The sequence below is a fragment of the Mesorhizobium sp. B1-1-5 genome (genome assembly GCF_006443065.1).
Taxonomy (GTDB): Bacteria; Pseudomonadota; Alphaproteobacteria; order Rhizobiales; family Rhizobiaceae; genus Mesorhizobium.
In genome coordinates, this window is record NZ_VFWS01000003.1 from 26,960 (window position 1) to 39,858 (window position 12,899).

The following is a 12,899-nucleotide window of genomic DNA, read 5'->3' on the forward strand; positions in this document are numbered from 1 at the left end:
CTGAGCCCGCTCAGGCTTTCGGTGCCGGCCCGGTCGAACCTCTGATGACGAACTCGACGCCCATCGTCTCGCGCCGGACCGCGCCGTCGTGGTCGAGGATCATGCGCGCGGCGCGGCGGCCGATCTCGGTGATCGGCTGGGCGATGGTGGTCAGTGGCGGCGTGCTCAGCGCGCCGTCCGGCACGCCGTCAAAGCCGACAATGGAGACATCGCCGGGAACGTTGAGGCCGCGTGCCCTCAGCCAGTCGATGGCGATCAGGGCCATGCGGTCCGACATCGCCAGGATGGCGGTCGGCGGCTCCCCCTTGGCAAAGATCGCCTCGAGGCCGGCCCTGGTGCTTTTTTCCTCGTTCTCGGTCTCATAGACCGGGATAGTCGCCGTATCGATGCCGAAGCGGGAAAGCTCCTCGAAATAGCCGACAAGGCGATCGCGCGTTCCGGTATAGACCGCGCTGCGCACCACCTTCGGTGTCGCGAAGCCGGTGCGATTGTCGGCAAAGCCGAGCGACAGGACGGCAAAGCGGCGATGGCCAAGCTCGGCGAGATGGCGCGCGGCGAGCCTGGCGCCGGCGACATTGTCGACGCCGATGGCCGATACCGTCTCGTCCTGGAAGCCGAGCTCCAGCGCAACGAAGGGCAACCTGCGCTCGCGCGTCAGATCGACAAGGCGCGAGCCGCCTTCGATGCAGAACAGCACAAAGCCGTCGACAAGCGCGCTCTGAATGTTCCAGGCGAGCTTTTCCTGATTGGCGGCCGAGACCAGCGCGATGCCCGCGCCGGTGGCGTCGCAGGCTTCGGAAATGCCGGCCATCATCACGCGGGCGAACGGATCGTCGAAGAAGTAGGAGAGCGGCTCGGTCGTGGCGACGCCGATGGCGTTGACCTTGCCGGCGCGTAGCAGGCGGCCTTTCGGGTCCGGACCGGCATAACCCATCTGCTCCGCCACCGCCTTGACCCGCTCGCGCACTTCGGCGCGCACGATCTCGGGACGGCTGAAAACATTCGAGGCCGTGCCATGCGACACGCCGGCGGCCTTGGCGATGTCGGCCAGCCTGATCGGTCTTGCCTGGCCTTCGAGGAGTGATGCCATGTCGTTCCTCCGAATCCGGTCACGGGAAGAAGAACATGACCGCTGAATTGCTGCTGGTCATCTAACATTTTTGTTGGATCGATTCAAATTTCGCTTGACGTCGCATGATCGAGGTCTATGATTGAATCGATCCAAGTCATCCGCTTTTTGATGGAGCGGTTCCAACAGGAGGGATGCCATGCATCCGGTGAGTTATTTGTTTGAAGACATCTACCGCAACGATTGGGGCATCGCCTCGGCCGCCATTAGCCAGAAGCGGCGCGGCAGAGCGGGTCCCTGGCGCCGCGAGCTCCGCTTCCTCGTGGAGCGCAAGCGCGGCTGAACCGCGGCCATCTTCCGCATTTGTTTATTGGATCGATTCAACTTGAGGAGAATCAATCATGCATCCGATTGGCCATCTGTTTCAGGACATCTACCGCAACTATTGGGGCATCACGCGCGGAACCGAGCAGCCCGAGCGGCGCCGCGCCAACGACCTGGCTGCACGCAAGGCTAAGCGGCGCGCCGGTTAAAAACGCTCGCCGGAATACCTACGGTCGAGGACGCCACAGCGCCGAGACGGCAATCGCTACCCAGCCGGCAATCAGCAGGGTACCGCCGATCGGCGCCGACATCGGGAACAGCCGCGAGCCGAGAAAGTCGCGGGCGAGCAGATCGCCGCAGAACAGAAGCAGGCCCGCGAGCAGGACGAGGCTGGCGATCTTGAGGCAGCGGTTGCCGCCGGCAAGGCCGATGGCAAGGAACGCCGGCGCATGCATCAGCAGGAAATTGGCCGCCGTGCCGGTGAAGACGCCGCCGCGATGCGCGGCCGCCGCCGACAGCGCCACGCCGGCCGCGCCGACGAGGCCGGCTGCCAGCACGAGGACGCGGCTCCCGCCGTCTGATGTGTGCCCGGTAAGGCTCATCTTGGATGCTCCATGCTACGGTCAGGTAGAGGCGCCGGTTAGGATTCGCGGGCTTCGAGCAGCATATGCCGCGCCCGGCGCGACTGGACAATCCAGTTGTAGACCGCGCCAAGCGCCATCAGCACCGCTGTGCCCAGAAACACCGCGCGCATGCCGAAATGCCCGCCGACGAAGCCGCCGGACAGCGGTCCCGCGACCTGGCCGACATATTGCGCCGAGATCGCGAGGCCAAGCACATTGCCGCCGATCCCGTCAGGGATGTTGTGGCGGATCACGCTGGTGATGCAGGGCAACAGCCCGCCCAGCGCCAGGCCCATCAGGAAGCGCAGGCCAATCAATTGCCAGCCGTTGGTGACGAAGGCTTGCGGAATGAGCAGCAATGCCGAGACCGTCAGCGCGCCGACCACGACGTTCCAGTGGCCGACGCGGTCGGCGAGTTTTCCTAGCCAGGACGAGGATAGGATGGTCCCGAGCGCCGCCGCGGACATGACGACGCCCGCAACCATGGTCACCTTGCTCCGGTCCTCGACGAGCTGCTGCACATAGACGGTGATGATCGGCTCGATCGACATGGTGGCGAAGGCGAGCAGCATGCCGGTGGCCAGCATGGCGACGATCGGCCGTTTGTCGGGGATCTGCGACCAGCCGCTTTTCGGCGCCGCCCTCGAGGCGGGCTTGGGCGCCGGCGGGTTCTCCTTGATCAGGAAAGTCGTCGCCAGGAAGGCCAGGAAAATGACGGCGCCGGAGAGCAGGAAGGTCGCGCGGATGCCGATCAGCGGCGGCAGCAGACCGCCCAGCAGCGGCCCGACCAGCGAGCCCGCCGTGATGCCCGCCGCCAGCACGCCCAGCGCCCAGCCGGAGCGCTCCTTGGGCGTCTGCATCGCCACCAGGATCGTCGAACCCGATGAATAACCGCCGGCAAAACCGATCAGCAACCGAAGCAGCACCAGCTGCCAGACGCTCTCGACCATGCCGGTCAGCGACATGCAGATCGCCATGCCGAACGAAGCGCGCACCAGCATCAGCTTGCGGCCGTAGCGGTCGCCCAGCCGTCCCCACAAAGGCGCGACCAGCGCGGCCGCGAAGAAGGTCGCGCCATAGGCGATGCCCGACCACTGCACGATCGCCGCGTGGCCCTCGGCGCCGAGCTGCTCGACGTAAAGCGGCAGGAACGGAAGAAGCAGCGTCATGGCGACAAGCGTGCTGAACGAGCCGGCGAAGCAGACGGCGAGATTGCGTCGCCAATGGATGTTGAAGCCGCTCTGTTCGGATTCCTTGGGCGTCATGTCATGCGTGCCAATGCTGGGGTTGTTACGGATACCAATTTGGGATACCAAGCTGGTATCCGTCATGGACCTGACACTCGCCGCTGTCAATGCGGGCGCCGTCAACGCGGCTTGGAAAAGCAGGACGACAAATGTCGCAGATGCAAAATGTCGAGAGGCAGCTTCGCGAGATGATCCTCGGTTTGGAGATCGGCCCGGGCGAGCGGCTGACCGAGCGCTGGATCGAGAGCCGCTTCGGCGCGTCGCGCACGCCGGTGAGGGCCGCATTGCTGCGCCTGGAGACGGAAGGGCTGATCGCCCGCGACGGCCGCGGCTGGACGGTGGCGCCGATCAACCTTGCCGAACTCGGGCAGATCGCCGTCTACCGCGAGGCGGTCGAAGTCGCGGCGGTTCGCCTGACGGCGGCGCTCGACGACCGCGGCGGCATCGACGTGATCGCGGCGATGCTCGATTCCTGCGATGCTGAGACGCCGCGCGAGGAGTGGCATCGCGTCGGCCTGGATTTCCACATCGAACTGGCAAGGCTTTCCGGCAACGAGTTTCTGCTCAGGGCCGTGCGCGACGCGATAACCAGGTTGTCGCGTGCGCGCTGGCTGGAGGTGCGCGATGAGAAGGCGCTCGGCCGTGCCTGGGCCGAACATCATGCCATCCTCGCCGCCGTCAGGAGCGCCGATGCCGATGAAGCGGCGCGGCTCCTTTCCGCTCACATCGCCGGCAGCCGAGATCGGCTGGTCACCTCATTGCATGACGACCGGCGCGGTTTGCGCGCACGCGGATTTGCCGTGGTCGCGGCTTGAGGGAAAGCGTCGACACAATGCCGGTTGCATTAGCGGGCTTGCAACATGGCCGGGAGAATGCTGTAGGAGACGAGGGGGGACTTGCTGAACTCGCGGACGCATGGCCACACTCTCTCGAACCGCCGCAAAGCTGTTCTACTACGCGCGCAATTTCGCGCGCGACCGCGCACCGCAATCCCTGTTTCGCGACCGCCTCGCCAGCCGGCTTGAACAGGCCATGCTTTCGGGCAAGACGGTTCGCGAGCGGCTGAACTACTACAACAAGCTGGAACACCCGTTCATGCCCAGTCCCGATGCCATAGCCGTCGGCAAGCTGCCGTCCTCTTCCAGCATGTATTATTACGACCTCAAGGAATTCGCCCGCTATTTCGATCCCGGCCTGCTGATCGATTTCGAGTTCGGCGATGTTGTCGGCGTTCCGGAGTTCCCGAGGATCGTCAAGGACCGGCCCATCGGCGACGACAATGCGAACGGCGTGCTGATGAAGCTGAACAAGTTCCGTCACTTCTACATGCCCCCCGACAACCTGTCTTTCGCCGCCAAGCGTCCGATGGTGGTGTGGCGCGGTCATCTCAACAATCCGATTCGCACCCGCTTCGTCGAAAAGGCCGCCGACCTGCCGATTTGCGACGCTGGTTCCCACAGGGCCGATGCGCCGGACGGATACCGCAAGCCGTTCCTGAACATCGAGCAGCAGCGACAGTATCGCTACATCGTCTCGCTCGAAGGCAATGATGTCGCGACGAACCTGAAATGGATCATGAGCTCCAATTCACTCTGCCTCATGCCGGAACCGACCTACGAAACCTGGTTCGCCGAAGCCCAGGTCGAGCCCAATATCCATTACGTGCCGCTGCAGCCGGATTTCTCCGACCTGGTCGACAAAGTGGCCTATTTTGAAAAACATCCCGACGAGGCGGGACGCATAACCGCCGCCGCCAACGCCCATTGCCGCAAATTCGGCAATGAGCAGGACGAGCAGGCGATTTCGCTGCTCGTCCTCTATAAATATTTCGTGCTGAGCGGACAGATAAAGCCCGACGCGGAAGTCTGGCGCTTCATCGCCGGCTGAGCGTTTTAAGCGTGGGAGCGGTCAAGCACCCGATCGGCCGGCCCGAACCGGTCCCTGGCGGTGAACTGCTGGTGCCAATAGGGATAAAGCACCGGCGGCCGGCTGACGACGTCGAGACGCTGCCGTTCGTCCTCGGTGAGCGACAGGCTTGCCGCGGCGAGGTTGTCCTTGAGCTGCGCCTCGTTGCGCGCGCCAATCACCAGCGAGCTTATGGCCGGTCGACCGAGCAGCCAGGCAAGCGCCACCTGCGCGCCCGAAACGCCGCGTGCCTTGCCGATGAAGTTGAGCACGTCGACAATGCGCCACAGGCGATCCTCGTCGCGGATCGGCGGTTCCGTCCAGCCGCCGATCTGGCGCGCGGTCGGGCTGTCGCGATGGTATTTGCCGGAGAGCAGCCCTCCGGCCAGCGGGCTCCAGACCAGCACGCCGAGGCCCTGGTCGAGCGAGATCGGCAGCAATTCATATTCGGCCTCGCGCGCTTCCAGCGTGTAGTGGATCTGCTGAGTGATGAAACGGGCCTGATGGCGGCTGTCGCTGACGGCAAGGGCCTTCATCACCTGCCAACCCGACCAGTTGGAGCAGCCGATATAGCGGATCTTGCCCTGATTGACCAAGGTGTCGAGCGCCGCGATCGTCTCCTCGACCGGGGTGAGTCCGTCCCACTGGTGGACGAAATAGACGTCGATGACGTCGGTCCTGAGCCGCTTCAGGCTCTTTTCGCACTCGCGGATCAGATGATGGCGCGACAGGCCTTCGTCATTGGGGCCGGTGCCGATACGCATGCGCGCCTTCGAGGCGATCAGCACATCGTTCTTGCGCTTGCCGCCAAGCGCCTCGCCGATGATCTCTTCCGACAACCCGTTGGAATAGACGTTTGCGGTGTCGATGAGGTTGATGCCGGCATCGATGCAGGTGTCGATGATGCGTTTGGCTTCCGAAAGATCCGAATTGCCGACGGCGGCGAACGGACCGGTGCCGCCGAAGGTCATGGTGCCAAGCGTCAATGTCGAGACTTTCAAGCCGGATCGGCCGAGCGTGCGGTATTCCATGTCGGTCCTCGCAATTTGTTTTGAAGAAGCGCCGTGGCGAGCGCCGGAAAGAGGGCGAAGGATTTGTAGGACAATTCCCGCCGCTTGTCGCCCCGCTATCGATACGGGGTCGATCACATATCTTCCATATCGATGCAACTGCCGGGCGATTGCAATAAAACCGTCATTGCGCCTCTGTATCTCAGTCGGCTTACGGAGTGTCCGGCCGGGGCTTCCGAAGCGGTGATGGCTGACAGGCAGACGGAGCAGCGCGATGAATGAACTGAAACCGAATTCCGGGGCCAAGGACTGGCTGGAGGCCGAGCTCGAGGATACGCTCGACGAGGACTATGAGCTGGAGCTGTCCGAGCCGGCGCTCTCGCTCGAGATCGCCAAGATCTACAAGAAGTCGCATCCGCCCTCCATCGAGCGCATGACCTATTTTCGCGAGCTGCTCAGGCTGCAGTCGGAGCTGATCAAGCTGCAGTCCTGGGTCGCCTACCACAAGAAGAAGCTGGTGGTGGTCTTCGAAGGCCGCGATTCCGCCGGCAAGGGCGGCGTCATCAAGCGCATCACGCAGCGGCTCAATCCGCGCATCGCCCGTGTCGTGGCGTTGCCGGCGCCGACCGAGCGCGAGAAGTCGCAATGGTATTTCCAGCGCTACGTGCCGCATCTGCCGGCGGGCGGCGAGATCGTGCTGTTCGACCGCTCCTGGTACAACCGCTCCGGCGTCGAGCGGGTGATGGGCTTTGCCAATGGGGACCAAGTCGAGGAGTTCTTCCGCGACGTGCCCGAATTCGAGCGCATGCTGGTCCGTTCCGGCATCACCCTGGTGAAATACTGGTTCTCGATCACCGACGAGGAGCAGCAGATGCGCTTCCTGATGCGCATCCACGATCCGATGAAGCAGTGGAAGCTCTCGCCCATGGACCTGCAGTCGCGCGTGCGCTGGGAGCAGTACACCAAGGCCAAGGAAGAGACCTTCGCCCGCACCAACATTCCGGAAGCGCCCTGGTTCATCGTCGAGGGCAACGACAAGAAGCGGGCGCGGCTGAACTGCATCGACCATCTGTTGCAGCAGATGCCCTATGAGGAGGTTCCGCACGAGGAAATCACGCTGCCGGAGCGCGTCTTCAACCCGCAATATGAACGCCAGGTGCTGCCGCGCGAACTCTACGTGCCGGAGAAGTATTGAGCGCCCTCCTTCTCCCCTTGTGGGAGAAGGTGGATCGGCGCGCAGCGCCGAGACGGATGAGGGGTGTTGGAAGAAATGAGGCGGTGACGATTTCCAGCTCGTTGCCAAGCTGGAGTACCCCTCATCCGACCTCGCTTCGCGAGGCCACCTTCTCCCACAAGGGGAGAAGGAGAAGCCTGGCCTACGCCCGCCCAACCATCACATGCGTCGCATCGGAGGTCGCAACCTGTTCCGTGCACTGATACCCCAGCTTCAGCATGTCGAGCCCGGCGAACAGATGCTCACCTGAGCCGAGCAGGATAGGCGAGATGGCCAGATGCATCTCGTCGATCAGCGTCTCCTCGAGATACTCCCGTACAGTCGAAACGCCGCCGCCGACCCGCACATCCTTGCCGCCGGCCGCTGCCTTCGCCTGTTCGAGCGCCGAATGGATGCCGTCAGTAACGAAGTAAAAAGTCGTGCCGCCTTCCATCTCGATCGGTGCGCGTTTGTGGTGCGTCAGCACGAAAGTCGGAACATGATAGGGCGGGTTGTCGCCCCACCAGCCTTTCCATTTGTCGTCCGGCCATTCGCCGCGGCTCGGCGCGAACATGTTGCGGCCGAGGATCCACGCGCCGACATGCTCGAAGCTGCGGACCGCAAAATCGTTGTCGGTATCCGTGGTCCCGCCATCCTTGCCGATCATCTGGTGGAAAGAGCGGGTCTTGATCATCCATTTGTGCAGATTTTCGCCGCCGACGCCCAGCGGTGTGTCGAGGCTTTGGTCGGGACCGGCGCCGTAACCGTCGAGCGACAAGGTGAAAGCGTTGACACGCAACTTGGACATGGCTGCCTCCTAAACCAATTGTAATTTGAAATCAGTTTTGGAGTAGCTTGACTGATTGCAAAATGCAAGCGGTATTTTCTGGCACGATCGAGTCGGGCATTGTCGGGGATCGTCGCAGGAATGGTAGCTGCCCGGGAATATTGGTGCGAAAGGCGGTAAGGGATGCCGTCGCAATTTTCGTCGAGAAACGCGATTAGCTGGGCAACTCTCGGTCGGCTGCATCAAGGATGCGTTCAATGGCAACGCGTAGCGCCGGCAAGTTGTCTGTCACGACAGCCCAGACAATGGCTTCGGAAGTCTTGTGATATTCATGACGCAGGATGTTGCCTATGCCACGAACCTGTTTCCAGGAAATTTCTGGGGCAAGAGCGATTAGATCGTCAGGAATGTGCCGGGTGGCTTCGGAAATAATCTCGATACCGCGCTCGATGCCGTGGCGGAGCAGCCAATCACTACGGAAATCTTCCAGCGTCTTGCCGGTCGTCGCAGCATCGATACCATCCAGAGCCGCAACGATCTCGGCGAGGATCGGCTTGATCCGACGCGGAGCCATCAAAATATACGCACGGCCGATCGTTCGATATCAGCTTTCAACATCGGATGAAGGCTATCCCGCGTAGTAATGTCGATTTCGGCCGACATTTTCTCTTCGAGAAATTGTTTGATGCCGACGAGGTCGATCAAGGAAAAGCGTCGCGCCGGATCGTAGTCTATGAAGAGATCAAGATCGCTGTCCGAACGTGCGTCGCCGCGCGCGGCCGACCCAAACAGATAAAGCGAAGTCGCGCCCATGCCTCTGATGGCATCTGCGTTCTTCTGCAACCGTTCGATCACTTCGTTCCAGCTCATGGGTCCATTCTAACGGATCTCGTTAGAATTCCAAAATCGCGAGGCGAGCCCTAACCCCTCAGCATCTCCGCCACCACCGGCGCGAAATAGGTGAGCACGCCGTCACAACCCGCCCGCTTCAGCGCAAGCAGCGATTCCAGCATCGCCTTTTCGCCGTCGATCCAGCCATTGGCGGCCGCGGCCTTGATCATCGAATATTCGCCCGACACCTGATAGGCGAAGGTCGGCATCCGCAGCTCGTCCTTCAGCCGGCGGATGATGTCGAGATAGGGCAGGCCGGGCTTGACCATCAGCATGTCGGCGCCTTCGGCGAGGTCCTGCTCGGCCTCGCGCACGGCCTCGTCGGAATTGGCGTGGTCGATATAGTAGGTTTTCTTGTCGCCCTTGAGCAGGCCGGCGGTGCCGACCGCCTCGCGGTACGGTCCGTAGAAGGCCGAGGCGAACTTCGTCGCGTAGGACATGATCGCCACGTCCTGGAAACCGTTGGCGTCGAGCGCGTCGCGGATGGCGCCGATGCGGCCGTCCATCATGTCGGACGGCGCGATGATGTCGGCGCCCGCCGCCGCCTGGATGACGGCCGCGGCGGCGACCTGCTCCACCGTCTCGTCATTGACGATGATGCCGTCGCGCAGGATGCCGTCATGGCCGTGGCTGGTGAACGGATCGAGCGCGGCATCGGTGATGATGCCGATCTCCGGCACCGCGTCCTTGATGGCGCGCGTGGCGCGGTTGATGACATTGTCGGGGTCGAGGATGTGCGATCCCGTCTGGTCGCGCAGCGCAAGCTCGACATTGGGGAAAGTGGCGATGGCCGGGATGCCCAGCCTGGCCGCGCGCTCGGCTTCCTTCACCGCGAGGTCGATGGAAAGGCGATAGACGTCGGGCATCGCGGCGATAGGCTCGCGCGTGTTCTTGCCGTCGATGACGAAGATCGGCCAGATCAGGTCGTTCACCGAAAGCTGGTTCTCCTGCACCAGCCGTCGCGACCAGTCGGCCTTGCGCATGCGTCGCAGCCGCCGGCTGCCGGTGATCTCGTCGACGCTGCGCGCGCCGGCGGGCTTTGCGGGAGTGAATTTGTTCATCGCCGAAACTCTCTTTTGCGCCGGCTTTTACCACGCGTCTCCGCCGCTGACCAATGCGACACGATTGTGCCAGGCACGCGCCTCACGGCGGCCCGTGTCCTGACAGGATCTGCGCCGCGCCCCTGACCGCGACCCGGAAGGCCTCGTCGAAGCTGACGCCGCGCGCCTGCCAGCGATAGGTCTTGCCGCGATCGGCCAGCCGCCAGTCGGCGATCCAGCCTAGGTCCTTGTCGCTCCACACGATGCTGCCGGCCAGCGCTCGGGCCGCTTCCGCTTTTTTTGCGAGCTTGTCGAGTCTTGCCATATCGGCCCCGGAAAGCGCCTTTTCATCCAGGCCGCCAAGCTGCCCGGCCTTTGGAAAGGTGACGCGCATCAGCAGCGGACCGGCAGCATTGGCGAAGGATTCGCGCATCGCGTCGCCGCGCTGCTCGTCTTGCGTCAGCATAAAATGCCGCGGGCCCTGCTCGGCGGTCATGAAGACGGCGATAGGCGGCCGCTCGCCGAGCCAAGGCCTGCTGCCGAGCTGCGCCAGGAGCTTGTCGATGACAGCCGGCTTGTAGAGGCAGGTGAGATCATGCGGCCTGTCATGTGTGCCTTGCTCGTCATGGATCGGGATGCCTTCGAGTCGGTCGTGATAGCGGAAGGACTGCACGAAGTCGGCCGCCTTGTCGCGCAGAGCCAGCATCTCCGTCTTCTGCGTCAGGCGCTGGTCGCCCGAGACCTTGACCAGCACCTTGTCGAGGCAATCTTTGAAGCCGATCTCGCGATTTGCCTCGCCAGTGCCGGTGACGATCGCCTGCGCCTGGTAGAGCTCGGCGATTGGCGCGGCGCGGACCGGCAGTCCCAGACATAGGAGACCGACCAATCCAATCGCGAAGCGGAAAATTCCAGGCATGTCGATCTGCTCGAAACCTGTCGGGCGCGGGCACAGTGCTTTGCCGGTTACCTAACACCTGGCGCTGCCGCCCGCCAGCGCAAGGAGCGCTCCCCAGTAACCGTCGCCATTGACGCGTCTCCGTGCCGCCTTTAGCACTTCTCTCCCCCGGCGGGCGGAGAGAGGGATTCTCTGGTGATGGATTTTGGCGGAGGCGACGAGATCCGCTTCGAGCGGCTGGGCAAGGCGGGTGTGGTCACTTTGACCCGACCCAAGGCGCTCAACGCCGTCACGCACGATATGGTCAAGGCGCTCGGCAGGGCGCTCGACGCCTGGGAGGAGGACACGGGCGTCGGTGTCGTCGTCGTCAAGGCCGAGGGCAGGGCGTTTTCCGCCGGCGGCGATATCCTGCACATCTACGAGGCCGGCCGCGCCGGCGAACCTCCGGTCGATTTCTTCGCCGACGAGTACCGGCTCAATGCCCGCATCGCCCGCTTCCAGAAACCTTATATCGCTTTGATCGACGGCATCGTCATGGGCGGCGGCGTCGGCATCTCTTTCCACGGCTCGCATCGGGTGCTGACCGAGAACGCGCAGTTCGCCATGCCGGAGGTCGGCATCGGCTTTTTCCCGGATGTCGGCGCCAGCCATTTGCTGCCGGATCTGGGCGGCTCCTTCGGCATGTATCTCGGATTGACGGGAAATCGCATCCGCTACGGCGATGCGCTGTGGTCTGGGCTTGCCACGCACACCATCAAGGCGCAGGCCCAGGCGGGATTGCTCGATGAGTTGGCGACCAGCAACGATCCGAATGCCGAGCTGCGCGATTTCTTCGTGCCGGCAAAACGCGAGACGGACCAGCAGGACCTGGATTCGATCGCGCGCCATTTTTCGCAAAGCTCGCTTGCCGATATCATCGCCAGCCTCGACGAGGCCGCCGCCGGCGACGCTTTCGCCGCCAGGACGCTTGCCACGATCAAGACCCGTTCGCCGACCAGCCTCCACGTCGCCTGGCGCGAGATCAGCGCCGGCTCGACGTTGTCGATGGACGAATGCATGAAGATGGAATTCCGCATCCTCAACCGCATGCTTGCCGGCCACGATTTCTATGAAGGCATCCGCGCCGCCATCATCGACAAGGGCTCGAAGCCCGCGTGGCGGCCGGCAGGACTGGATGAGGTCCGGACGGCCGACATCGACGCCTATTTCGCGCCGCTCGGGGACAAGGAGCTTGTCCTGTGAGCGAGGTCACCTCCAGGCGCGTGGTGCTGCAGCCATCGACCACCGAGGTCATCTTCGCCTGGTTCCAGCGCGTCATCGCCGGCTACTGCCTGTTGTTCGGCATCCTCTATTGGATCCGCCTCATCGGCATTTATCCGGGCGAGCTGTGGCGCTTCGACCTGATGCCGGTGCACTGGCAGGTGGCGGCAGCGATGCTCGCGGTGTTCTTTCCCTTCGCCGCCGCCGGCCTCTGGATGCTGGCGTCGTGGGGTCCGGTGATCTGGTTCATCTGCGCCGCGACCGAGACGGTGATGTATGCCGGTTTCCCCGATCTCTTCGGCAATCGGCTGCTAATCGTCGTATCGCACGCCTGCGTGGCCTTGCTCTACATCGTCTTTCGGGTCACCATCTGGCTGCAGAAGCGCCGGCTCCGCCAGTGAGCGTGATGCCGAAAAGTGTGAAGCGGTTTTCGGACGACATCATGCTCCACCCATAAAGCCGGCCGAGGGCCGGCCTTCGGGGCCGATCTCGCGGCCCCGTTTCACTGCAAGATCCATTGGCTAATCTTTAGGTTAATTGTTCTTGCTCGGGTGACCGATCGTTAAGCGTCTTCCGAAACCTCTTACCGGTAAGCTCTTGTTAGCCCTGGCGTTTAAGTCGAATTTTATGAGTAT

The 12,899-nt window shown here is 63.0% G+C and carries 16 protein-coding genes; 7 read left to right on the plus strand and 9 right to left on the minus strand.

What is annotated here, in order from left to right:
• Nucleotides 1–10 precede the first annotated feature (10 nt).
• The gene (locus FJ980_RS01875) at nt 11–1,090 is read right to left on the minus strand and encodes a LacI family DNA-binding transcriptional regulator (protein ID WP_140541265.1); all 1,080 of its coding nucleotides are present in this window, start codon (nt 1,088–1,090) and stop codon (nt 11–13) included.
• A 178-nt stretch (nt 1,091–1,268) separates the two neighbouring features.
• On the opposite strand from FJ980_RS01875, the gene FJ980_RS34570 reads away from it, so the two are divergent.
• Both FJ980_RS34570 and FJ980_RS35790 read left to right on the plus strand, forming a co-directional pair.
• Nucleotides 1,269–1,412: a hypothetical protein gene (locus FJ980_RS34570; protein WP_181181077.1), complete on the plus strand. Its 144-nt coding sequence runs from the start codon at nt 1,269–1,271 to the stop codon at nt 1,410–1,412.
• Nucleotides 1,413–1,470: 58 nt separating this feature from the next.
• Nucleotides 1,471–1,602: a hypothetical protein gene (locus FJ980_RS35790; RefSeq protein ID WP_281405830.1), complete on the plus strand. Its 132-nt coding sequence runs from the start codon at nt 1,471–1,473 to the stop codon at nt 1,600–1,602.
• A gap of 18 nt (nt 1,603–1,620) precedes the next feature.
• On the opposite strand, the gene FJ980_RS01880 is transcribed toward FJ980_RS35790, so the two are convergent.
• Complete coding sequence (locus FJ980_RS01880; protein ID WP_140541266.1) at nt 1,621–1,995, minus strand: DUF423 domain-containing protein; 375 nt, start codon at nt 1,993–1,995, stop codon at nt 1,621–1,623.
• A gap of 38 nt (nt 1,996–2,033) precedes the next feature.
• Nucleotides 2,034–3,281: an MFS transporter gene (locus tag FJ980_RS01885; RefSeq protein WP_140541267.1), complete on the minus strand. Its 1,248-nt coding sequence runs from the start codon at nt 3,279–3,281 to the stop codon at nt 2,034–2,036.
• Nucleotides 3,282–3,412: 131 nt separating this feature from the next.
• Here FJ980_RS01885 and FJ980_RS01890 point away from each other — a divergent pair, with 131 nt between their 5' ends.
• Nucleotides 3,413–4,078 carry a GntR family transcriptional regulator gene (locus tag FJ980_RS01890; protein WP_140541268.1) on the plus strand — a complete coding sequence of 222 codons (666 nt, stop codon included), beginning with the start codon at nt 3,413–3,415 and terminating at the stop codon, nt 4,076–4,078.
• Nucleotides 4,079–4,178: 100 nt separating this feature from the next.
• Nucleotides 4,179–5,150, plus strand: a complete 972-nt coding sequence (locus tag FJ980_RS01895) for a glycosyl transferase family 90 (RefSeq protein ID WP_140541269.1) — start codon at nt 4,179–4,181, stop codon at nt 5,148–5,150.
• 5 nt (nt 5,151–5,155) lie between these two features.
• Here FJ980_RS01895 and FJ980_RS01900 read toward each other — a convergent pair whose 3' ends face one another.
• Nucleotides 5,156–6,199 carry an aldo/keto reductase gene (locus tag FJ980_RS01900; protein WP_140541270.1) on the minus strand — a complete coding sequence of 348 codons (1,044 nt, stop codon included), beginning with the start codon at nt 6,197–6,199 and terminating at the stop codon, nt 5,156–5,158.
• Between the two features lie 253 nt (nt 6,200–6,452).
• Between FJ980_RS01900 and ppk2 the strand changes: the two genes are divergently transcribed.
• Complete coding sequence (ppk2, locus tag FJ980_RS01905; RefSeq protein ID WP_140541271.1) at nt 6,453–7,373, plus strand: polyphosphate kinase 2; 921 nt, start codon at nt 6,453–6,455, stop codon at nt 7,371–7,373.
• 181 nt (nt 7,374–7,554) lie between these two features.
• Here ppk2 and FJ980_RS01910 read toward each other — a convergent pair whose 3' ends face one another.
• From FJ980_RS01910 to FJ980_RS01930, 5 genes are all read right to left on the minus strand, one after another.
• Nucleotides 7,555–8,199, minus strand: a complete 645-nt coding sequence (locus FJ980_RS01910) for a dihydrofolate reductase family protein (RefSeq protein ID WP_140541272.1) — start codon at nt 8,197–8,199, stop codon at nt 7,555–7,557.
• Between the two features lie 193 nt (nt 8,200–8,392).
• Complete coding sequence (locus tag FJ980_RS01915) at nt 8,393–8,752, minus strand: HepT-like ribonuclease domain-containing protein (protein WP_140541273.1); 360 nt, start codon at nt 8,750–8,752, stop codon at nt 8,393–8,395.
• Nucleotides 8,752–9,048 (minus strand): nucleotidyltransferase domain-containing protein, encoded by a 297-nt coding sequence (locus FJ980_RS01920; protein WP_140541274.1) that lies wholly within the window; start codon nt 9,046–9,048, stop codon nt 8,752–8,754. Before FJ980_RS01920 ends, FJ980_RS01915 begins: the two co-directional genes overlap by 1 nt.
• A 50-nt stretch (nt 9,049–9,098) precedes the next feature.
• A complete protein-coding gene (gene hemB, locus FJ980_RS01925; RefSeq protein WP_140541275.1) occupies nt 9,099–10,130 on the minus strand; it encodes a porphobilinogen synthase in 1,032 nt (343 codons plus the stop codon).
• An 82-nt stretch (nt 10,131–10,212) separates the two neighbouring features.
• Nucleotides 10,213–11,025 (minus strand): DUF2066 domain-containing protein, encoded by an 813-nt coding sequence (locus FJ980_RS01930; RefSeq protein WP_140541276.1) that lies wholly within the window; start codon nt 11,023–11,025, stop codon nt 10,213–10,215.
• A gap of 177 nt (nt 11,026–11,202) precedes the next feature.
• Between FJ980_RS01930 and FJ980_RS01935 the strand changes: the two genes are divergently transcribed.
• Nucleotides 11,203–12,246: an enoyl-CoA hydratase/isomerase family protein gene (locus tag FJ980_RS01935; RefSeq protein ID WP_140541277.1), complete on the plus strand. Its 1,044-nt coding sequence runs from the start codon at nt 11,203–11,205 to the stop codon at nt 12,244–12,246.
• Entirely contained in the window at nt 12,243–12,665 is a 423-nt protein-coding gene (locus FJ980_RS01940; protein WP_140541278.1) for a DUF6163 family protein, read from the plus strand. Before FJ980_RS01935 ends, FJ980_RS01940 begins: the two co-directional genes overlap by 4 nt.
• Nucleotides 12,666–12,899 lie beyond the last annotated feature (234 nt).